A 21291-nucleotide genomic window follows, 5' to 3' on the forward strand; every position below is an offset into this window, starting at 1 on the left:
CTTTTATTCATTTTAGTTGATACTTATAGTAGTCAACCAAATCCAGGGTAAGACATCTTGTAGGAGAGATGGGAAAAGGAAAGCCTTGGTGACTTCGAGGCAAATAAAGAAGATCGGCTTGCACTGCGACGATTGTCGTGTAGCAAGCCGACCTTTATTTCATTTTATCTATGTATCTTATACGTTCTTTACCTTGATCAGATACTCAGCGATCTGTACAGCATTCAGTGCAGCACCTTTTTTGATCTGATCGCCAACGATCCAGAATGTCAGACCGTTTTCATTTGTAAGGTCTTTGCGGATACGTCCAACGTACACAGGGTCTTTGCCTGCAAGGAACAACGGCATCGGGTATTCCTTTTCAGCAGGATTGTCCTGAAGAACGAGACCCTCGCCTTTGGCGAATGCTTCACGGGCTTCTTCTACCGAGATCGGACGTTCTGTTTCCACCCAGATGCTTTCAGAGTGAGCACGAAGTGCGGGAACACGTACGCAGGTTGCACTGACTTTCACGTCAGAGTGCATAATCTTGCGTGTTTCGTTATACATCTTCATTTCTTCTTTGGTATAACCGTTTTCCGTGAACACGTCGATCTGCGGAATCAGGTTGAATGCCAGCTGATAAGCAAACTTCTCTACTGTCACAGGCTCGTTGGCCAATACCTGACGGTATTGTTCGTACAACTCGTCCATAGCGGCAGCACCGGCACCGCTGGCAGCCTGATAAGTAGATACGTGCACGGTTTTTATATGAGAAAGCTGTTCGATGGCTTTCAGTGCAACTACCATCTGGATAGTTGTACAGTTAGGATTGGCAATGACGCCACGCGGACGCTCCAACGCATCTGCGGCATTTACTTCGGGCACTACCAAAGGCACATCAGCGTCCATACGGAAAGCGCTGGAGTTGTCGATCATCACAGCACCGTATTTGGTGATTGTTTTCTCGAACTCCTTGGATGTTCCTGCACCGGCAGAAGTGAAAGCAATGTCTACTCCTTTAAAGTCATCGTTGTGTTGTAAGAGTTTGACCTCGATCTGTTTACCGCGGAAAGTATAGGTTGTTCCGGCACTGCGTTTAGAACCGAACAAAACTAACTCGTCCATCGGGAAATTTCTCTCATCGAGCACGCGCAGGAATTCCTGTCCTACGGCTCCGCTTACGCCAACAATAGCTACTTTCATCTTTTTCTTTTGTTAAATGTGAATAATGTGGTTAATCGCTGCAAAATTAGAACATTTTATCATATAATCAGCATTTTGGAGATACTTCTTCACATTTTATCAGTTCCCATCCTTTAAATTGGAGCAAAATGCAATGCAATGCAGTCCCTTCACTGATAGTTGTTACCTTTTTATCCCGGCTATATTGTTTTAGTTGCCCTCTGCCTTCTTCCGCTTGTTCTTCCAGTTCCTTATCGGTGGCGGTGCGCGGGAGGTATTTTAATTCCAGAATATAACTGTGTGCCGTGTCCGGGTAGCGGGATTTGTCCGGCAGGAGGAAAAAGTCACAATATCCGTAATTCATCTCCAATTCCGGCTGAACCAGATAATAAGAAGCAAGAGCAAGGTATGCTTTGAAGAAACCTTGCAAATTGTGTTCTCCCTCGATGGCATCGCGGATGGCGGAGTTTTCTTTATAGGCAAGGGCTATGTACTCAAACAGAGGGCGCCATTGTCCGTCGAAGGCCATGTCGTCAATTAAATCTTTTAAGTGAGGCAAGAATACTTCCTTACGCTGCTGGTAGTATTCCCGAAGGAATCCGAAATACTGCTCACGGACGCAATTGTTAGGAATGCACATCACAATACGGTCTCCACGTGTGCCGCACATTGTAAGCAGTCCATAATAATAAAGCAGGCTGCGGAAATTGTCTGTTTCAACAATCTTCTCTGCGGGAAAAGATGTGTGGAGGTTTACCAGTATCTCTCCTTTAGCAGCTATCTCTTCAATCGTACTCATGCGGTCTCCTCCCGATACATTCTCATGGTCGAGGCGTGCCAGCATTTTCAATTTGCTGTAGTCCGTACGGATATTCTTGTCGACCAATTCTTCCGGAGATGCGTCGAAATTAACCCGGTGACGCAAATAATATAGTGTCATGTCGCAATTGAACATTCTCGGATCGGTCTTCAAGCTGGCTTTGGCAAAGCAGTAATTGTCATACCACGGTTTCATTTCATTAATCATGGCATCTATATCTCCTTTCAGCATACCTTCTTTCTGATAATAGTCGAACATCTCCCGTACATCTGTTTCACTGAATCCCATCATCATATTGAAGTGCGGGTCCACACTGATATTCCAGTCTATGTTGTATCCGCTGGATAAGTCGTCCAGCGTGACAGGACTTACCCCCATCAGGAAGATGCGTTCGAACATACCCTTGAACTGCTTGAAGTATTCCCGGTAGAAGCCGCTGGCGTGGGTCAGGTCGCGGAAAAGGTTTTTCCCCTGTTCACTCAGGATGACATTCGTAAAGTTGTCATATTCATCAATGATGAGGTAGAGCAAATGTCCCAGGCGGCGGGCGGTGGCTTCCAGCCAATGCAGCTTTGTAGCGGCTTCGGTAGAAGCGATGATTTGCTCCAGTTCTTTCTCGCCTTGGTAGTATTCCCGGTAAGTACTGAAGAAGTCGTTCAACTGTATGCAGCAATAATTGTTGAAGTTGTCTTCCAGACTTCCACGTCCCAGGTTTGCTTTGGAAAAGTCAAAATAGAGCACCTGGTAGATTCCCTGAAGCGGGGTGGGGTGCTTACCGATCCATAGATTGCCGAACCGTTCTTCAAAACGATCTTTCTGTGAAATATCGTAATAGGCACGCATCATGGTGAGAAATACACTCTTGCCGAACCGTCGGGGACGAATAAGGAAAAGGTAGTTTGCTATTTCTTCTATCTGGGGAATGAAATGCGTTTTATCTACATAATAATAATTTTGGTCTATCAGCCTGCTGAAGTCCGATATGCCATAAGGGATTCCTTTTGCCATAATGCGTTCATTTTATTGGGATGGATGCAAAGTTAAGTTTTCTTTTTATCTCCAACAACTATCCTTCTGCAATTGTTGCTATTATTCCTATTAAATAAACAGGAGGATGAGATTTATAATACCTGCATTGTGATTCTGCGAACTTTTTTGTTCCTTTGCGTAGAAATCCTAAAACCACGGACCTATGAACCTGTTTGAATTCAATTTAGCGTTACCGATAACCGATCCGACTTGGGTGTTTTTTCTGGTGCTAATTATCATTCTCTTTGCTCCGATGATTCTGGGGCGCCTTCATATACCTCATATTATAGGTATGATTCTGGCCGGTGTGCTGATCGGCGAACACGGATTCCATGTGCTCGACCGTGACAGCAGCTTCGAACTGTTTGGTAAAGTGGGGCTTTACTATATCATGTTCCTTGCCGGACTCGAAATGGACATGGAGGACTTCAAGAAAAACCGGATGAAGAGCGTTGTCTTCGGCTTGCTTACTTTCCTGATTCCTATGGCGCTGGGTATATGGAGCAGTATGAGCATGCTGGGATACGGTTTTCTTACCGCAGTGCTGCTCGCCAGTATGTACGCTTCTCACACTTTGATTGCTTATCCTATTATCAGCCGTTACGGATTGTCCCGTCTGCGTAGTGTCAATATTACTATCGGTGGTACGGCCATTACGGTCACTCTTGCCCTTATCATCCTTGCCGTTATTGGCGGAATGTTTAAAGGCACCGTCGATGGTCTGTTCTGGGTGTTCCTCGTTGCGAAAGTAGCCTTCCTTGGTTTCCTTATTATCTTCTTCTTCCCCCGCATCGGACGCTGGTTCTTCCGGAAGTATGACGATAGCGTGATGCAGTTCGTGTTCGTGCTGGCGATGGTCTTCCTCGGAGGCGGACTGATGGAGTTTGTTGGAATGGAAGGAATTTTGGGAGCTTTCCTTGCCGGATTGGTCCTGAACCGCTTGATTCCTCATGTCTCTCCGCTGATGAACCGTCTGGAATTTGTGGGAAATGCCTTGTTCATTCCTTACTTTCTGATCGGTGTCGGTATGATTATCGATGTCAGAAACCTGTTTACGGGGGGCGAAGCATTGAAAGTGGCGGTAGTCATGACAGTGGTAGCTACTTTCAGCAAATGGCTTGCTGCATGGATCACGCAGAAGATTTACCGTATGCAGCCCAATGAACGCAGCATGATCTTCGGACTCAGTAATGCACAGGCGGCGGCTACGCTGGCAGCGGTGCTGATCGGGCACGAAATTATCATGGAAAACGGAGAGCGTCTGCTCAATGATGACGTACTGAACGGTACGGTCGTGATGATCCTTTTCACCTGTGTCATCAGTTCGCTGGTAACGGAACGTTCCGCCCGCCGGTTTGCACTGAACGAAGATGCGCAGCCCGAAGATAAGGGAGCGAAGAAAGCGATGGAGCAGATTCTGATTCCGGTAGCTAATCCGGAAACGATTGAGAACCTGGTGAATCTCGCCCTGGTGATCAAGGATGCCAAGCAGAAGAATGGCATGATTGCCCTGAATGTGATTAATGACAATAACAGCTCGGAGAATAAGGAACTGCAAGGCAAGCGGAATCTCGAAAAAGCCGCCATGATTGCCGCCGCCGCCGATGTGCCAGTGACGATGGTAAGCCGCTACGATCTGAACATTGCTTCGGGGATTATACATACGATTAAGGAATATGAAGCTACGGATGTAGTGATCGGTCTGCACCGCAAGGCGAATATCGTCGATTCCTTCTTTGGCAACCTTGCCGAAAGCCTGCTGAAAGGTACTCACCGCGAAGTGATGATAGCCAAATTCCTGATGCCGGTCAATACGCTCCGCCGCATCATCATCGCCGTTCCGCCCAAAGCCGAATTTGAAACCGGTTTTTCCAAATGGGTAGAGCATTTCTGCCGGATGGGAAGCATTCTCGGCTGCCGTGTGCACTTCTTTGCCAACGAACGTACACTGATGCGTCTGCAACAACTGGTGAAGAAGAAATTCAGCGGTACCCCGACCGAATTTTCTCTGCTCGAAGAGTGGGGCGACCTTCTGCTGCTGACCGGACAGGTGAACTACGATCATTTATTCGTTGTCATCTCTGCCCGTCGGGGTTCTATCTCGTATGATCCGTCCTTTGAACGTCTGCCGGCACAGTTGAGCAAGTATTTCTCCAACAACAGTCTGATTATCCTGTACCCCGACCAGTTCGGCGATCCGCAGGAGATTGTGTCTTTCTCCGACCCGCGTGGTTACAACGAATCGCAGCATTATGAAAAGGTGGGCAAATGGTTTTATAAATGGTTTAAGAAAAGCTGATGGAAGAAAATAACTGGCAACAACGGACAGAACTCCTGTTGGGAGAAGAGAAAATGAAGCGTATCCGTGCTTCGCATGTATTGGTTGTCGGGCTGGGAGGCGTGGGGGCGTATGCTGCCGAAATGCTTTGCCGGGCTGGGGTAGGCAGGATGACGATTGTAGACGCGGATACCGTGCAGCCTACCAATATGAACCGTCAGCTTCCTGCCATGCATTCCACCCTGGGGATGCCGAAAGCGGAAGTGTTGGCGGCACGCTACAAAGACATCAATCCGGATATTGAACTGACCGTTTTACCCGTCTACCTGAAAGACGAGAATATCCCCGAACTGCTGGATTCCGCTAAGTTTGACTTCATAGTGGATGCCATCGATACGATCAGCCCCAAATGCTTTCTGATCTATGAAGCGATGAAGCGTCATATAAAGATTGTTTCCAGCATGGGCGCAGGCGCGAAGAGCGATATTGCGCAGATTCGCTTTGCCGATCTTTGGGATACCTATCACTGCGGACTCAGCAAAGCGGTGCGGAAGCGTTTGCAGAAAATGGGAGTAAAGCGTAAACTTCCAGTCGTATTCAGTACCGAACAGGCGGACCCGAAAGCGGTATTGCTCACGGATGACGAACGGAATAAGAAATCGACCTGCGGAACGGTCAGCTATATGCCGGCAGTCTTCGGCTGCTATCTGGCGGAATATGTCATTAAACGAATCTAAGAAGCTATTATGATAAAATTAGAAGGAATAACCAAGAGTTTTGGTTCTTTGCAGGTGCTGAAAGGCATTGACCTGGAAATCAATAAAGGTGAGATCGTCAGTATCGTAGGACCTAGCGGAGCCGGAAAAACGACTCTCTTACAGATCATGGGAACGCTTGACGAACCGGATGCGGGCACGGTGGCGATTGACGGAACGGTAGTCAGCCGGATGAAGGAGAAAGAACTGTCCGCTTTCCGCAATAAGAATATCGGTTTTGTGTTTCAGTTTCATCAGCTTCTGCCGGAGTTTACCGCGTTGGAGAATGTGATGATCCCCGCATTTATCGCCGGAGTATCGTCTAAGGAAGCAAACGAACGTGCTATGGAGATACTGGCTTTCATGGGACTCACCGACCGTGCTTCCCATAAGCCGAACGAACTGTCGGGAGGAGAGAAGCAACGGGTGGCCGTAGCACGTGCCTTGATTAACCATCCGGCAGTCATCCTTGCGGACGAACCTTCCGGAAGTCTCGATACACATAGTAAAGAAGATTTACACCAATTGTTCTTCGACCTGAGGGACCGGTTGGGACAGACTTTCGTCATCGTTACCCATGATGAAGGACTGGCCAAAATCACCGATAGAACGGTACATATGGTGGATGGCACAATTAAAAAAGATTAATAAGGAAACCAAACTTCTAAAAATGGATACCAAATCACTAGAAGATTGTGTGAGTTCAATCTTTTAGCTATATATTTATAGTCGCTTCTCTACGTAAGTCTGTGAAGATGTCAGTAGAGTGTTTGTTTTGTTTGTGTGTGATGCATTCTTGTCTGGTGTGATAGGAATGCATCTTTTTTTATATATCACAACAAATACGATTCTAGTCGTAACAAACATAAGGCGCCATTCGTTCGAAATCTGCGGGTGTGAATTCCTCGTAAAGCATCAGTTGTTTCAAGTCTCTTACTTTCCCCTTCTTCTTCCGGTACTCTGCAATGACCTTGGCTTGATAATAGCTGATGTACGGATGATGCATCATTCGCTCTACACTTGCCTTATTGATGTTGATCCGGTGAATCTTTCCGGCATCCACGGAGAACCACGAACGGAGCTTTTCCGCTTTTAACCGAATCTCCCCTAACTGTTCTATCTGATAGAATCCTCCCAATAACCGGCGACGGTTTACAATCGATCGGGCAATCCGGCTTCCGATCCCCGGAATCTTTTTAAGTTCGGTGGTATCCGCCTGATTAAGGTCGATGATAGTGCCCGGCGGGTATTTCATTAAAGTATCATATGGCGCAGTCGCTTGTACTACTAATATCCGGCTGGTATCTTGAAGGACCGGTGTTTCGGTAATGCGTATATACGGTTGAAGAGTCCGGTATTGTTCTTCCGTCAGCCCGTATATTTTCCGAAAGTCTTCCGGACGTCGGAATCTGCCTTGCTTTCTGCGGTATCGCAGAATATTGCCCGCCATCCAGGTAGGCAAGCCGAGACTGAGGAAAGTGGCGGAGTCGGCGGTATTCGGATCGAACGCTGCCGGTCTAATTTCTTTTTTCGGATAGGCGGGCGATGAATACTTGCCTCTGTAAACTGGATATTTCTTGTCCTGCTTTGCTTCTTTTATGGAAGAGATAAATTCATTATATTCCTTTTCGGATTTCGCCTGTTCAGTCGGGTCGGTTTTCTCCGGTCCGGAGAAAGCCTGCAAGAGTGCGGGGATTGTGTATACCCCTATAACAAGAACGACAAGGACGATAATGCCTTGTCGTTCGGTTTTAGTAAAATAAAAAAAGTCTTTCCACATTATAGTTTGATAAGTCCCAACTCATTGATAAAGATCAGAGAGATGGCAATCGGTGCAATATATCTTAATATAAAGATGATCAGTTTGTATACGGGAACTTTCAGCGAACCGTCATTGGTGATCTCCGACCAGACGATTTTCTTGTCGAGATACCATCCGGTAAAGATGGAAATGCACAGACCGCCGAGTGTCAGCATGATCTTAGCCGTGACAAAGTCGAATAAGTCAAAGATTCCCAATCCGAAGATGGTGAATCCTTTCATCACTCCGAGCGACAAAGAACAAAGGATACCTAAGAAGATACATCCTCCGGTCACCAGTCTGGCTGCCTTGCCGCGTGTGAAGTTGAATTCTTCGTGCAGATAAGCGGTGACCACTTCGTGCAGGGAAATGGTGGAAGTCAGTGCTGCCATGGCAAGCAATACGTAGAACATGACGGAGAAGATATAGGCCAATATCGGTACTCCGCTGAATGCCTGCTGGAATACATTGGGCAGTGTGATAAAGATAAGGCTCGGACCCGCGTCCGGTTGTATCCCTACGGAGAATGCGGCCGGAAAGATAATGAAGCCTGCCAATACCGCCACAAACGTGTCTATAATCCCTACGCTGAATGCTGTCTTGGTCAGATTGGTTTCTTTGCTGAAATAAGAAGCGTAGGTGCAGAGACATCCCATCCCTAGGCTAAGGGAGAAGAAAGCCTGTCCCATCGCACTCAGAAATACATTTCCGTCCACCTTGCTGAAATCCGGTTTCAGCAGAAACTCGATACCCGCACCTGCTCCCGGCAGGGTAACCGAACAGATTACAAGTATCAATATAATAATGAACAGAGTCGGCATCATGATCTTGGAAGATTTCTCGATACCTTTCTCCACGCCTTTGACAATAATAAAATGAGTAACCAACAGAAACAGAACCAACCACAAGACCGGTCGCCACGGACTGCTGGAGAACTGCTGGAAGGAAGAGATGAATTCTGTGGGAGTCTTACCCGTAAAGCCGTTCGTAAGAGCTTCATACACATACTCCAGCGTCCATCCTGCCACTACGGAATAATAACTGAGAATCAGAAAAGCTGCGAGGACTCCCATGCGTCCCACCCAGCGCCAATGAGTGCCGGGAGCTAATTTCTGATAGGCTCCCGCTGTATTTGCCCTCGAACGGCGTCCGATTAGGAATTCGGCAATCAAAATGGGAAGTCCCAAAAGAAAAACGCATCCTAAATAGATCAGTATAAAGGCTGCGCCACCGTGATTACCCGTTTCATAGGGAAATCTCCAGATGTTTCCCAATCCTACTGCCGAGCCGGCGGAAGCAAGTATTACGCCTAATTTACTTCCGAAGTTCGCTCTATCAATTTTCGTCATAAATCTTGTTTTGTCTTACAAATCGTTATAAAATGTACGTATTAAAATGCAAATATAGAAAATGATAGTTATATTTGTACCGGAATCGTAATTTTATTTAGATATGCTATCTTATATTAAGAAATATCCTATTTCACTTTTTATCATCTTAACTGTGATTTATCTGTCTTTCTTCAAACCTCCTAAAACGGACTTGAATGAAATCCCTAACTTAGATAAATTAGTTCACATCTGTATGTACTTTGGTATGTCAGGTATGTTATGGCTGGAATTTCTGCGGGCGCATCGTCGTGATGACGCACCGTTATGGCACGCATGGGTAGGGGCATTCCTCTGTCCCATACTGTTCAGCGGCTGTGTGGAATTGCTGCAAGAATATTGCACGACTTATCGGGGAGGAGACTGGCTGGACTTTGCCGCCAACTCGGTGGGTGCCATCCTTGCCAGTTTAGTGGCTTATTATGTGGTTCGTCCGCGAATGATGAGAAGGGAATAGAAGACTGTAGTAATGCATAATCATACTCATGCCTATGAGAAAAAATTCTCATTGCAGTGAGAAAATATTCTCATAGGCATGAGTATTTTTTCTCATCGTGGTGAGAATTTTTTTTCAAAGGCATGAGAATACTTTGAGAAATTAACAGCGATATTATAGATAATCTACAACCGAACTGAGTTTAATTCCGTTGGACCCTTTGATCAGGATAGTGTATCCTTTCGGCTTGTCGGCCTCCAGTTCCTTTATTACTTCCTGTACGTTGGGATAGGTTTGGAAGGAGTGCTCTGCTGCTGCAAACTGATCTCCTACCAGCCATACTTTTTCGAACGCGCATTCTTTGAGGTAGTCTGCTATCTTCTGATGTTCGGCAGCGCTTTCGGCACCCAGTTCGCGCATATCACCAAGGATGAGCATTTTGTGAGGAACTTCCATGTTGCGGAAGTTCTGTAAGGCAGCCATCATGCTGGTCGGATTGGCGTTGTATGCGTCGATGATCAGTGTGTTATCGTCCGTTTTCTTTAGTTGCGAGCGGTTGTTCTGTGGTGTATATCCGGCTAAGGCTTCGTTGATCTTTGCATCTTCCACTCCGAAGAAGCGACCGATGGTGATGGCAGCCAGTGCATTGGGGAAGTTGTATTCTCCGATCAGTTGCGTCTGAACCTGATAGGATTTACCATCCTTGCCCGCTTTCCATTCGAAAGTGAGATAAGGGGAGTTGCCGGTGATTCGTCCGTTTACGTAAAGGTCATCTTCGGTGCCGTAAGGGATCAGGTTCAGTCCTTCGGCAATGTTCATCAGATAAGCATTGTCGTGATGGATAAAGACGGTAGAACCTTCTTTCTTACGGAGAAAGTCATAAAGTTCTCCTTTGGTTTTTATCACACCTTCGAAAGAACCGAAGCCTTCCAAATGGGCTTTGCCTACATTGGTGATGATACCGCAGTCCGGCTCTACGATTTCGCTGAGGAATTTGATTTCTCCCGGATGATTGGCGCCCATCTCGATGACGGCAAGGTCGTGTTCCGCTTTCAGGCGGAGCAGGGTAGAGGGCACGCCGATGTGGTTGTTCAGATTACCTAGCGTATAAAGAATGTTGTGGCTCTGAGAGAGTACGGCGGAGATCAGTTCCTTCGTAGTCGTCTTGCCGTTGGTACCAGTGATACCGATTACTCGTGTACCCAGCTGGCGGCGGTGGTAATTGGCAAGCTGCTGCAATGTTTGCAGGCAGTCGTCTACGAGTATATATCGTTGATCGCCTTCAATCGCGTATTCGGATTCGTCGATGACAGCATAGGCGCAACCGGTTTCCAATGCTTTTCCGGCAAAAGCGTTTCCATTGAATGACTCGCCTTTCAGAGCGATAAACAGTGATCCTTCAGGACAGTTCCGACTATCGGTCGTCACTAATTGGCAATCCAGAAATATCTGGTAAAGAGCAGAAAGTTTCATAGCCTGAGCTTTTATTTTTAAATGTTGCAAAGATAGGCTATTCTTTCGGATTTGGTATCGGTCAGAAGCGTTTTTTACTCAGCATATACCAAAGGAAGAGTCAGCACCATCCGGCACCCGTCCGTATAGGATGAATCGATGTGGAGGCTGCCTCCTAACTTTTCGGCAATCGTCCGGCTGATCGACAGTCCGAGGCCCGTGCCCTGTGAGAAGGAGTTCATTTTGTAGAAGCGTTCGAATACTTTTTCCTGTTTCTCCTTAGGGATTCCTATACCGGTGTCGGTAACGCTGATCTCGAGTTTCTTTTCTGCTTCCAATACCGAATAAGTCAGTTCGATGCTGCCATGAGTCGTGAATTTGATCGCATTGTGTGCCAGATTGGCAAGTAACTGCGAAATGCGTTCCGGATTGCTGAGTATGATTAGTTTTTCCCTTTCCGGTTTGAAAAGGAATTCGACTGTGTCTTGTTTCTGCATTTTAGCTACTTCGATAGATAGCTGGCAGATCATATTGATATCCGTTTGGATATTTGTAGGGAGCTTGTTATATTGGTCGAGCTCCGACAATGCGAGCACATCGGTCACGAGTCGAAGCAGATCGTCCGTGTTGGCTTTGATGATGTTGACGAATTCTTTCGTTTCCTCATTGCCGTAGTGGTCACTTAATACTTGTGAGAAGCCTATGATCGAATTGAGCGGTGTCCGTATTTCGTGAGACATACTCTGAATAAAAGTCGTTTTCATCTGGCTGGTCGCTTCTGCCTGATCTCTGGCTTTGCGCAGTTCTTCTCTCGAATAAGTCAGTTCTTCGTTCTTATTTCTTAATTCACTTTCCGAGGCCTTCAGCCTCCGGTTCAGACGGCTTTCCCGATATAAGAACAAGAAGAGGATGGCTAACAGGATGATCAATGAAAAAATCAGCGTCGTTTTATTGCTCAACTCCTTTTCTTTTGTCCGAAGCATTAATTCCTTTTTCTCCGCATTGAGCTTTTCTACATTTAGCAGCGTGGCATATTCGCTGCTCGCCAGTTGTTCATTGGCTATTTTCAAAGAATCGTCTACTTCAATATACTTTTTCAGAAATTTCACCGCTTCATCCGGTCTGCCCATCTGTCTGTAGATTTCTCCTTTGAGGCGGTATTGTCCGCTGCTCATGGCGTACTCATTCAGCCGTTGCTCTTCGGTTTTCTGCTTCTCGACAGCTTCCAGTGCCTTGACGAACTGTTTGCTGCGCTGGTAGTAGAAAGCCTCTGTGCGGTAAAACCTTTTTTTGAGTGAGTCCAGCCTTTTGTCCTGGTCGAACAGTTCCCTGCATTCTTTCAGCATCTTCTCCGCTGCTGAGAAATCTTTAAATTCACTGTAATACTCTACGTATGTCAGCTTTGCCAGTATTTTATGGCTGGCGGAGTTGGCTGTTTTTACTGCTTTTTCCAGTGCTTCCAGCGCTGGTTCCGGCTGATGATGCGTAATGTAGTAATTGGCAAGTTGAGCGTAAGTATTACTGATATTATAGTTTTCTAATTTGTATTTTTCGGTCAGTTCGATTTCTTTCACGCGCCATTCGGACGCCATGACATCAAAGTTCTTGATTGTGTAAATCTGCGACATGATGTTGTAGCAGTACATGAGTCCGGTCTTGTTGTCCTCGGCTTGTGCCTCTTTCAGCACTTTTTCGGCTTCATAGAGGGCGATGTTACTCCTTCCGGTTTTCAGGTAATATAGGATCAGCCGGTTGGCCCAGGCGAAATAGTAGTACTTGGACTGCTGTATTTCTTTAGCGAATTGTTTTACCTTATTGGTATAAAAAATGATGCTGTCTTCATTATTGGCCTGGTAATAATAATAGTCCAGCCGGGTGGAGAGAGCTACCGCCTGCATCCGCTGGTCGTTTTGTCCGCTAGCCATACGGAACAGCGTATCGGACATACTCAGCACGACCGGTTCCAGCAAATGTTCCTGGCAACGCTGATAGTAGGCATACAAAGAGGAATCAACGTTATAAACTTCAGCTTCTTTCTGGGCTTTTGCAGGAATAACGATGAACAAAAAAGAGACAAGGTATCCTAAGATAATTCGGGACAATCGGCTCATGGTATTCGTTTTCGGTAGTTCTATTGATTGCTATTGATTGCAAATATACGTTTATTTCCTAATTTTAATACGAATACTTGCTTTTTTTATCTACATTTGCAACAGTCTAACTGGAATATAATCAAGAATGAAATTGATCTCTCCAACTTATATAAATGTGAAAGGACGTCTGCTCGATCTTGCTACTCCGCAAGTGATGGGTATTCTCAATGTGACACCCGATTCTTTTTATTCCGGCAGCCGGATGCAGACGCAGGAGGAAATTGCAGCGAGGGCACGGCAGATCATCGATGAAGGAGCCTCTATCATTGATATCGGAGCTTACTCCTCGCGCCCGAACGCCGAACACATCACCGCCGAAGAAGAAATGAACCGCTTACGTACCGGACTGGAGATCGTAAACCGGAATCATCCGGATGCTATCGTTTCGGTCGATACTTTCCGGGCGGATGTAGCCGAACAGTGTGTGGAGGAGTATGGCGTAGCTATCGTCAATGATATCGCTGCCGGTGAGATGGACAACCGGATGTTTGAGACTGTGGCCCGCCTGGGAGTGCCTTATATCATGATGCACATGCAGGGAACTCCCCAAAATATGCAGAAAGAACCCCATTATGATAATTTGATGAAGGAAGTGTTCATGTACTTTGCTCGCAAGGTGCAACAACTTCGTGAATTGGGTCTGAAAGACATTATACTCGATCCGGGTTTTGGTTTTGGGAAGACACTGGAGCATAATTATGAGTTGATGGCTCACCTGGAAGAGTTCAGCATTTTCGAACTTCCACTGTTAGTCGGTGTTTCCCGGAAATCAATGATTTATAAACTATTGGGAGGAACTCCGCAGGATTCATTGAATGGAACAACCGTACTGGATACCGTTGCGTTAATGAAAGGAGCGAACATTCTTCGGGTGCATGACGTGCGCGAAGCGGTGGAAGCCGTCCGGATTGTGGATAAACTGAGAACTGAGAGTGAATATGGCAAATGATAGAATGGCATTATCCGTTGGTGATACTCTCTTGTCGTTTGTGAATTAATAACTTGTAATAAGTAATAAGTACCGTGTTTTTTGACGTTGGCATAAAAGATTTTATCGATGTACTGCTGGTCGCCCTTCTGTTGTACTACACCTACAAACTGATGAAGGCCTCCGGCTCTATCAAGGTTTTTACCGGCATTCTGGTTTTTATCCTGATTTGGCTGGTGGTCACTCAGATTCTGGAGATGAAACTGCTGGGCTCCATATTCGATACCTTGATGAATGTGGGTGTGATTGCTTTGATCGTCCTTTTTCAGGATGAGATTCGTCGTTTCCTCTTGACGCTGGGCTCGCATCGGCATGTCAGTGCATTGGCGCATTTTTTCAGCGGGGCGAGGAAAGAAGCCTTGAAACATGATGATATCATGCCGGTGGTAATGGCTTGCCTGAGCATGGGAAAGCAGAAAGTAGGCGCATTGATCGTGATCGAGCATACCACTCCGCTGGACGAAGTGGTCCGTACGGGAGAAATTATAGATGCGGCTATCAGCCAGCGTCTGATTGAGAATATATTTTTTAAGAACAGTCCTCTGCACGACGGGGCAATGGTTATCAGCAAAAAACGGATCAAAGCCGCAGGCTGTATCCTGCCAGTCTCTCACGACCTGAACATCCCGAAAGAACTGGGTTTGCGTCACCGTGCGGCTATGGGCATCTCGCAGAAATCGGATGCGCACGCCATCATCGTCTCCGAAGAGACAGGAGCTATTTCTGTAGCTTATCGCGGACAATTCTATCTTCGTCTGAATGCCGAAGAACTGGAAAGTCTGCTGACAAAAGAAAACTGAAACTAAATATAAGTGAACATGGACAGACGAAATTTTCTAAAAACCGGAGGTATAGCTCTACTCGGATCATTGGCGACAGGTTCTGCTATGGCTCTGACTACCCCGGGTGCATTGGGCGGCGAAGGAGCTGACAAGAAAGCAGCAGTTGCTTTGGCTATGAATCATTTCGGAGTAAGCGAGGCAGACTTGAAGAAGGTGCTTGCCGCAGCATTGGAGAAAGGAGGCGACTATGCCGACCTCTTCTTTGAACACACGATAACCAACAGCATCCGCCTGATGGATGGTGCAGTGAACAACAGCTATTCGAATATTGACTATGGAGTCGGAGTCCGTGTACTGATTGGAGACCAGAGTGGCTATGCCTACGTGGAGAATATTACTGTGGAGGATATGCTGAAAGCTGCCCGTACTGCCGCTCGCATCGCTTCTGCCAACAAAGGCAACAAACCGCTGAATCTCACTGAAAAGGAACTGAAGAAGAACTACTATACCGTTGCTTCCCCGTGGGAGGAAGTCAGCCTGAAAGATAAGATGCCTTATCTACAAAAACTGAACGACCGGATTTTCGCTTTGGACAAAAGGGTACATAAAGTACAGGCAAGTCAGAGCGATACCACTTCGCATATCTTCTTCTGCAACTCGGAGGGAGTGATGTTCTACGATTACCGTCCGATGGTGACGCTGGGGGCAGTGTGCATCATGGAAGAAGACGGAAAGACGGAGAACGGCTACGCTGCCCGTGCTTATCGCAGAGGATTCGATTTCCTGTCGGACGAGGTAGTGGACGTAATTGCCCGCGAAGCGGTAGACCAGACTTCTCTTCTGTTCAAGGCTATCAAACCCAAAGGCGGTGAAATGCCTGTTGTCATGGGTGCCGGAGGATCGGGCATCTTGCTTCACGAGGCTATCGGACATACTTTTGAGGCGGACTTTAACCGGAAGAATGTTTCCATATTTGCCGATCAGCTGAATAAGAAAGTCTGCAACGAACATATCAACGTGGTGGATGACGGTACGATTCCGTTCAATCGGGGCTCGGTGAACTTCGACGATGAAGGTGCCGAAGGACAGAAAACTTATCTGATCAAAGACGGAGTACTGACCAGCTATCTGCACGACCGTATCAGTGCAAAGCATTACGGAGTGGAACCAACCGGCAACGGACGTCGCGAATCGTTCCGCAATATGCCGATACCCCGTATGCGTGCCACATATATGGAAGCCGGAAATGTGAACGAATCGGATATCATATCTTCTGTAAAGAAGGGAATCTTTGTAGATAATTTTACGAACGGTCAGGTACAGATCGGTGCCGGCGACTTTACATTCTTTGTGAAGTCGGGCTACATGATCGAAGACGGTAAACTGACGCAACCGATCAAGGACATTAATATTATCGGTAACGGTCCGAAAGCTTTGGCGGATATCACGATGGTAGCTACCAACGCGAAGATCGACAACGGTACATGGACTTGCGGAAAAGACGGACAATCCTGTCCGGTGACTTGCGGTATGCCTTCAGCCTTGGTTAGCAAACTGACTGTCGGTGGAGAGAACTAGAAGTAAATGCTTACTTTAAAAAGACGAACCTATGATTACAGACGAAAATAAGAAACTGGCACAGTGGGCGATGGACTATGCCTTGAAGAATGGCTGCCAGGCAGCAAAAGTCCTTTTATACTCTTCTTCGAACACTTCTTTCGAACTGCGCGACGCGAAGATGGACAGATTGCAACAGGCATCGGAAGGCGGATTAAGCCTTTCCCTGTATGTGGACGGACGTTATGGTAGTATCTCTACCAACCGCCTGAACCGGAAAGAACTCGAAACATTTATCAAAAACGGAATAGACTCTACACGCTATCTGGCTAAAGATGAGGCGCGTGTATTGGCAGACCCTTCCCGTTACTATAAAGGTGGGAAACCGGACTTAAAGCTATATGATGCCAAGTTCGCATCCTTAAATCCGGACGATAAAATAGAGATGGCGAAAGCCGTAGCGGAAGAAGCACTAGGCAAGGACGAACGGATCATCTCTGTCGGTTCTTCCTATGGCGATGGCGAGGACTTTGCTTACCGCCTGATCAGCAACGGTTTCGAAGGAGAAACAAAAAGTACGTGGTACTCACTCTCTGCCGACATCACGATCAGAGGGGAAGGAGAAGCGCGTCCTTCTGCTTACTGGTATGAATCGTCGCTTTATATGAACGATCTGATCAAGAAAGGAATCGGTCAGAAAGCGCTGGAACGCGTATTGCGCAAACTGGGACAAAAGAAAGTACAGTCCGGCAAATATACGATGGTAGTCGATCCGATGAACTCCAGCCGTTTGCTAAGTCCGATGATGAGTGCGCTGAACGGCTCGGCTTTGCAACAGAAAAACTCTTTCTTGCTGAATAAACTGAATGAAAAGATAGCCAGTGACCGGCTGACTTTGACGGACGAACCTCATTTGGTGAAAGCCTCCGGCGCCCGCTATTTCGACAATGAAGGGATTGCTACGGAACGTCGCTCCATCTTTGACAAGGGAGTACTGAATACCTATTTCATTGATACCTACAATGCTAAGAAGATGGGAGTCGATCCGACTATCAGCGGCTCATCCATTCTGGTCATGGAAACGGGAGATAAGAATCTGGATGGACTGATTGCCGGAGTGGAAAAAGGTATCCTCGTTACGGGCTTTAATGGTGGTAACAGCAACAGTTCGACCGGAGATTTCTCTTATGGTATCGAAGGCTTCCTGATCGAGAACGGAAAACTGACGCAGCCGGTATCCGAAATGAATGTTACCGGTAACCTGATTACCTTATGGAACTCGTTGGTTGCAACCGGAAACGACCCGCGTCTGAACTCTTCCTGGCGAATCCCTTCACTCGTATTTGAGGGAGTCGATTTCAGCGGATTGTAGGACACTGGCTTTGAACAGACTTAAGTAATGGTCAGAAGATGATGGACATAAAATGGGCATCATCTTCTGACCATTACTATAATACTACCCCTTGAATTTTATAAATATACCCTGCTATACCCCGTCTTCTGTTTAACTAATACTTTATTAATTAACGTATTATCTGATTTTTATTTACCTGTATTTATACCCCCTCTTTGTTTGCAAATTTGTGAGATGCTGTTTACTTTTGCCTGTGTCTTAATAGCTACGATATAACTATTGAAAACTGATATACACACAAAAGTAAAAGCATGGGAATTATATATTTTGGGTCGGGACTTATACTGTTAATCGCACTCTGGTATATTTGGGCAGTCAACAATTTGATAGCTAAGCGAAACAGGGTGAAGCAATGTCGTAGCGGTATTTGCGTGGCATTAAAGCAGCGGAATGACATGATACCTAATTTGGTGGCCGCCGTTAAGTCATATATGGGTCATGAAAATGAAATTCTTACCCGCATCACGGAACTTCGTTCACATTCTTTCCAACCTTCACAGGAAGCCGAACAAATAAAAAATGGCAATGAGCTGTCTGGCCTGTTATCAAAATTACAGTTGTCGGTCGAGAATTATCCTGAACTGAAAGCAAATGAACAATTCCATCGCCTGCAAAACAGTATTGAGGGCATGGAATTGCAACTGCAAGCCATCCGGCGCACCTATAATGCGGCAGTAACAGACTACAATAATTCCATCGAGATGTTTCCTTCTTCCGTTGTAGCCCGTCAGCAAGGGCACCATCAGGAAGAACTGATTGATATTCCCGAACCGGAACAACAGAATGTAAATGTCGCCGAACTTCTCAGATAATACGAATATGGACACAATTGATTTTAAGAAATTATCAGAACAGCTTCGTTCGGAGCTTTTACGGGTAAATGGTTGGAGAAAGGTGGTACGAACAGGAAGTATTGCAGTTTATCTTTTTGTATTCTGCTGGTTTATGTTTGTGCTGTTTGGCGGTGCGCTTGTATCTTATATAGGTCTTGAGAACTATATGCAGTTTACGCAGTATATAATACCAGTATTCATTGGATTTATAGTGGTCAACTTCGTTTTCACTCGCTGCATGGCGAACTTTCAGGAACGGGAGTCGGAGGCTATGCAGCACATTATGTCTACCCTGTTTCCTACCGTTTATTTCTCGGCTTCCTCTCAGGTAGACAGCCGGATATTGAGAGACAGCAAACTCTTTTCCGCCTCTTTTTCTGATCCGGCACTGGCAGCCAATACGTATGGATATATCCAGTTTCCGCACGGCGAGCACTCTTTGCATGTGGCGGATATCGGCGTGTCTTACGGGCTGTTGAACAAGTTGCAGTACAATCCTGTATTGGGATATTTTGTCATGATCTACCGTTTTGTGCTTCGTCCGCTGTTTGCTTCGCGGCTGGATAGCAGTCCGCACAATTTTCGGGGGATGTTTGGCTGGTGTAAGATAGACAAGCGATTCAAAGGAAATATTATCATATTGCCCGATCACCTGGAACAAAAGATCGGATATCTGGCGAAGAATATCCAGGGGTTGAAGAAGCGCTATAGTGCCCGACTGGTGCAATTGGAAGATCAGGAGTTTGAGAACTATTTTGCCGTTTATGCCGATGATGAAGTAGAAGCACGTATGTTGCTCACTCCTGCGATGATGCGTCATATGACGGCGCTGCACCAGACTTTCGGATGTGATATCATGCTTTCGTTCAGCAGAGGTACTTTCTACTATGCCGCCGTGATGCCTTCCGGTTTTTTATGTGTGCGTCCAAGTGCGTTGAATGACGGGAAGCTGCTTGAGGACATATATAATGATATCAGCCTGTCCTGCAAAGTGGCAGAGGAATTAAGATTGAATTAGTATTAACAATAAAACAAAAACACTATTTATGACAGACATGAGTTGGATGCCTTGGGTCGTAGGCGGAGTAATGGTCCTTTCTTTTCTTTATATGAAGGTATGGCCATTTGTCCGTACTATTATAAGAGCTTTTCGGGGGCCTCGTTTTAAATCAAAATCAAAATTATCCGTAGAACAGTATAAAAAACTGTCTATAGGTTCATTGTATGCCTTGCAGCAAGGCGGATATCTGAACACTCTCTCGTTGGATATCAAAGATAAGTTGCCTACTATTCTTGGTGAATGGTGGGGAATAAATAATGCTCATGATGCCCGCGAAACATTGGATGATTTGTGCCGGAAAGGTTACGATTACTACTTTCCGTTTGTTTATGAGGCTTTTTTGCTTGACGATGAAAATGCGCAAGACGATATTTTCCAGCAGAACATGGAGAGTCAGGAAGATTATGAAAAAGCTGTCGGGCAACTGCAAAATTTGAAAGAGGTCTATGAGGAGTTGATAGCTTATGAAGTGATTACTTCTAAAGAAGATATAGCCCGCTATGGAGTGATTGGCTGGGATGCCGGCAGAATTAATTTTGTTGCCCGTGCCTGCTGCGATATGAAATATATCTCAGAAATGGAAGCGTGGAATTATATCGACAAGGCGTATGAACTGGCTCATTCTTCTTTTACATCATGGCACGATATGGCGATGAGTTATGTTATTGGCAGGGCTATCTGGGGAGGGACCAATGCTCACAATTTAGGAATGAAGGGAATGGCAGACGATCTGTTGTCTAATCCTAAGAGCCCTTGGGTGCAAATCAAATGGTAAATTGATCAAGATAGTTTAATCACAAAAACACATAATTATGGAACAAAAGAACAACAAGTACTACAGTTACATCAGCGAGTATTATGCCGCCAACCCGACTAAATTTGAAAAAAGAAAGAACAATCTGAAACCTGTGTTATATTTAGGTTTGGCCGTGGTAGGAGCCGTTCTGGCTATTTTTCCCGGTTTGCTTCCATTGGCAGGCTGGTTGGTGCGTACAGCCGGAATCATCATGACACTGGTTTGCCTGATAGCTGCCTATCTGAATAACTTTGATATATACAACTTTCAAAGTGGAGGAAAAGTCAAGAGTATGGGAGTCAAGAAGTTTAAGCGTGATGAGACAAACCCTGCGAAGATAGTGGAAGCTTTCTTATCCAGGAACTTTGAATATCTGGCAGACCTTCCCGGAGGAAGAAGTGAACCGGTACAACTTCATATTGAAGAAGACGCCACAGGACGTGAAATGTACTGTTTGCTGACCACTTATGATTCAGATTCGAATATTGTAGGTTTGGCAGATGTCATCACTTTATCGGGTAATGATTATGATGATAATATTGATCTAATTAAACAAATGTTTAAAGACGAAGAAGATAATTGATT

At 45.9% G+C, this 21291-nt stretch carries 18 protein-coding genes; 12 read left to right on the top strand and 6 right to left on the bottom strand.

Annotated features, from left to right (window positions below):
* Positions 1 to 177: 177 nt before the first annotated feature.
* Positions 178 to 1185, bottom strand: coding sequence for an aspartate-semialdehyde dehydrogenase (locus tag KTR07_RS13965; RefSeq protein WP_008762581.1), 1008 nt, complete (start codon positions 1183 to 1185; stop codon positions 178 to 180).
* A gap of 67 nt (positions 1186 to 1252) precedes the next feature.
* Complete coding sequence (locus tag KTR07_RS13970) at positions 1253 to 2992, bottom strand: ATP-binding protein (protein ID WP_062695795.1); 1740 nt, start codon at positions 2990 to 2992, stop codon at positions 1253 to 1255.
* 184 nt (positions 2993 to 3176) lie between these two features.
* On the opposite strand from KTR07_RS13970, the gene KTR07_RS13975 reads away from it, so the two are divergent.
* Genes KTR07_RS13975 through KTR07_RS13985 form a run of 3 tightly spaced genes read left to right on the top strand, consistent with a single transcriptional unit; the run spans position 3177 to position 6694 of the window.
* On the top strand, positions 3177 to 5312 hold the full coding sequence (locus KTR07_RS13975) for a cation:proton antiporter (RefSeq protein ID WP_113747884.1): 2136 nt from the start codon (positions 3177 to 3179) through the stop codon (positions 5310 to 5312).
* Entirely contained in the window at positions 5312 to 6028 is a 717-nt protein-coding gene (locus KTR07_RS13980; protein WP_113747885.1) for a ThiF family adenylyltransferase, read from the top strand. The genes KTR07_RS13975 and KTR07_RS13980 overlap by 1 nt, the downstream gene beginning before the upstream one ends.
* Before the next feature lie 9 nt (positions 6029 to 6037).
* Positions 6038 to 6694 carry an ABC transporter ATP-binding protein gene (locus tag KTR07_RS13985; protein WP_117981103.1) on the top strand — a complete coding sequence of 219 codons (657 nt, stop codon included), beginning with the start codon at positions 6038 to 6040 and terminating at the stop codon, positions 6692 to 6694.
* Between the two features lie 202 nt (positions 6695 to 6896).
* Here the strand turns inward: KTR07_RS13985 and KTR07_RS13990 are convergent, their stop codons facing one another.
* Both KTR07_RS13990 and KTR07_RS13995 read right to left on the bottom strand, forming a co-directional pair.
* On the bottom strand, positions 6897 to 7826 hold the full coding sequence (locus tag KTR07_RS13990; RefSeq protein WP_113747886.1) for a helix-hairpin-helix domain-containing protein: 930 nt from the start codon (positions 7824 to 7826) through the stop codon (positions 6897 to 6899).
* The gene (locus tag KTR07_RS13995) at positions 7826 to 9196 is read right to left on the bottom strand and encodes a sodium-dependent transporter (RefSeq protein WP_008762587.1); all 1371 of its coding nucleotides are present in this window, start codon (positions 9194 to 9196) and stop codon (positions 7826 to 7828) included. The genes KTR07_RS13990 and KTR07_RS13995 overlap by 1 nt, the downstream gene beginning before the upstream one ends.
* Positions 9197 to 9299: 103 nt before the next feature.
* Between KTR07_RS13995 and KTR07_RS14000 the strand changes: the two genes are divergently transcribed.
* Entirely contained in the window at positions 9300 to 9692 is a 393-nt protein-coding gene (locus KTR07_RS14000) for a VanZ family protein (RefSeq protein ID WP_008762588.1), read from the top strand.
* Between the two features lie 153 nt (positions 9693 to 9845).
* Here KTR07_RS14000 and murF read toward each other — a convergent pair whose 3' ends face one another.
* Both murF and KTR07_RS14010 read right to left on the bottom strand, forming a co-directional pair.
* A complete protein-coding gene (murF, locus tag KTR07_RS14005; RefSeq protein ID WP_008762589.1) occupies positions 9846 to 11144 on the bottom strand; it encodes a UDP-N-acetylmuramoyl-tripeptide--D-alanyl-D-alanine ligase in 1299 nt (432 codons plus the stop codon).
* Between the two features lie 74 nt (positions 11145 to 11218).
* Positions 11219 to 13234 carry an ATP-binding protein gene (locus KTR07_RS14010; protein ID WP_008767054.1) on the bottom strand — a complete coding sequence of 672 codons (2016 nt, stop codon included), beginning with the start codon at positions 13232 to 13234 and terminating at the stop codon, positions 11219 to 11221.
* A gap of 127 nt (positions 13235 to 13361) precedes the next feature.
* On the opposite strand from KTR07_RS14010, the gene folP reads away from it, so the two are divergent.
* From folP to KTR07_RS14050, 8 genes are all read left to right on the top strand, one after another.
* On the top strand, positions 13362 to 14225 hold the full coding sequence (folP, locus tag KTR07_RS14015) for a dihydropteroate synthase (RefSeq protein ID WP_008767053.1): 864 nt from the start codon (positions 13362 to 13364) through the stop codon (positions 14223 to 14225).
* Positions 14226 to 14299: 74 nt separating this feature from the next.
* Complete coding sequence (cdaA, locus tag KTR07_RS14020) at positions 14300 to 15064, top strand: diadenylate cyclase CdaA (RefSeq protein WP_008762592.1); 765 nt, start codon at positions 14300 to 14302, stop codon at positions 15062 to 15064.
* An 18-nt stretch (positions 15065 to 15082) separates the two neighbouring features.
* Positions 15083 to 16624 (top strand): TldD/PmbA family protein, encoded by a 1542-nt coding sequence (locus tag KTR07_RS14025; RefSeq protein WP_113747887.1) that lies wholly within the window; start codon positions 15083 to 15085, stop codon positions 16622 to 16624.
* A 31-nt stretch (positions 16625 to 16655) separates the two neighbouring features.
* A complete protein-coding gene (locus tag KTR07_RS14030) occupies positions 16656 to 17975 on the top strand; it encodes a TldD/PmbA family protein (RefSeq protein WP_048696275.1) in 1320 nt (439 codons plus the stop codon).
* A gap of 293 nt (positions 17976 to 18268) precedes the next feature.
* Positions 18269 to 18829, top strand: a complete 561-nt coding sequence (locus KTR07_RS14035; protein WP_113747888.1) for a LemA family protein — start codon at positions 18269 to 18271, stop codon at positions 18827 to 18829.
* Positions 18830 to 18836: 7 nt separating this feature from the next.
* Positions 18837 to 19868 carry a DUF3137 domain-containing protein gene (locus KTR07_RS14040; protein ID WP_032841365.1) on the top strand — a complete coding sequence of 344 codons (1032 nt, stop codon included), beginning with the start codon at positions 18837 to 18839 and terminating at the stop codon, positions 19866 to 19868.
* Positions 19869 to 19896: 28 nt separating this feature from the next.
* Positions 19897 to 20685, top strand: coding sequence for a DUF1266 domain-containing protein (locus tag KTR07_RS14045; RefSeq protein ID WP_008762597.1), 789 nt, complete (start codon positions 19897 to 19899; stop codon positions 20683 to 20685).
* Between the two features lie 37 nt (positions 20686 to 20722).
* Positions 20723 to 21289, top strand: coding sequence for a hypothetical protein (locus KTR07_RS14050; RefSeq protein WP_008767050.1), 567 nt, complete (start codon positions 20723 to 20725; stop codon positions 21287 to 21289).
* Positions 21290 to 21291: the final 2 nt, after the last annotated feature.

The organism is Bacteroides sp. MSK.20.82 (genome assembly GCF_019052485.1).
In the GTDB taxonomy this organism is placed as follows: domain Bacteria; phylum Bacteroidota; class Bacteroidia; order Bacteroidales; family Bacteroidaceae; genus Bacteroides; species Bacteroides thetaiotaomicron.

What these genes read in the sequence shown, in the direction of transcription:
- KTR07_RS14030 (WP_048696275.1), top strand. Translation starts at nt 16,656, where the DNA reads ATGATTACAGACGAAAATAAGAAACTGGCACAGTGGGCGATGGACTAT.
- KTR07_RS14035 (WP_113747888.1), top strand. Translation starts at nt 18,269, where the DNA reads ATGGGAATTATATATTTTGGGTCGGGACTTATACTGTTAATCGCACTC.
- KTR07_RS13990 (WP_113747886.1), bottom strand. Translation starts at nt 7,826, where the DNA reads ATGTGGAAAGACTTTTTTTATTTTACTAAAACCGAACGACAAGGCATT.
- folP (WP_008767053.1), top strand. Translation starts at nt 13,362, where the DNA reads ATGAAATTGATCTCTCCAACTTATATAAATGTGAAAGGACGTCTGCTC.
- KTR07_RS14045 (WP_008762597.1), top strand. Translation starts at nt 19,897, where the DNA reads ATGACAGACATGAGTTGGATGCCTTGGGTCGTAGGCGGAGTAATGGTC.
- KTR07_RS13970 (WP_062695795.1), bottom strand. Translation starts at nt 2,992, where the DNA reads ATGGCAAAAGGAATCCCTTATGGCATATCGGACTTCAGCAGGCTGATA.
- KTR07_RS14010 (WP_008767054.1), bottom strand. Translation starts at nt 13,234, where the DNA reads ATGAGCCGATTGTCCCGAATTATCTTAGGATACCTTGTCTCTTTTTTG.
- KTR07_RS14000 (WP_008762588.1), top strand. Translation starts at nt 9,300, where the DNA reads ATGCTATCTTATATTAAGAAATATCCTATTTCACTTTTTATCATCTTA.
- KTR07_RS13975 (WP_113747884.1), top strand. Translation starts at nt 3,177, where the DNA reads ATGAACCTGTTTGAATTCAATTTAGCGTTACCGATAACCGATCCGACT.
- KTR07_RS14040 (WP_032841365.1), top strand. Translation starts at nt 18,837, where the DNA reads ATGGACACAATTGATTTTAAGAAATTATCAGAACAGCTTCGTTCGGAG.
- KTR07_RS13965 (WP_008762581.1), bottom strand. Translation starts at nt 1,185, where the DNA reads ATGAAAGTAGCTATTGTTGGCGTAAGCGGAGCCGTAGGACAGGAATTC.
- KTR07_RS13985 (WP_117981103.1), top strand. Translation starts at nt 6,038, where the DNA reads ATGATAAAATTAGAAGGAATAACCAAGAGTTTTGGTTCTTTGCAGGTG.
- KTR07_RS14025 (WP_113747887.1), top strand. Translation starts at nt 15,083, where the DNA reads ATGGACAGACGAAATTTTCTAAAAACCGGAGGTATAGCTCTACTCGGA.
- murF (WP_008762589.1), bottom strand. Translation starts at nt 11,144, where the DNA reads ATGAAACTTTCTGCTCTTTACCAGATATTTCTGGATTGCCAATTAGTG.
- KTR07_RS14050 (WP_008767050.1), top strand. Translation starts at nt 20,723, where the DNA reads ATGGAACAAAAGAACAACAAGTACTACAGTTACATCAGCGAGTATTAT.
- KTR07_RS13980 (WP_113747885.1), top strand. Translation starts at nt 5,312, where the DNA reads ATGGAAGAAAATAACTGGCAACAACGGACAGAACTCCTGTTGGGAGAA.
- KTR07_RS13995 (WP_008762587.1), bottom strand. Translation starts at nt 9,196, where the DNA reads ATGACGAAAATTGATAGAGCGAACTTCGGAAGTAAATTAGGCGTAATA.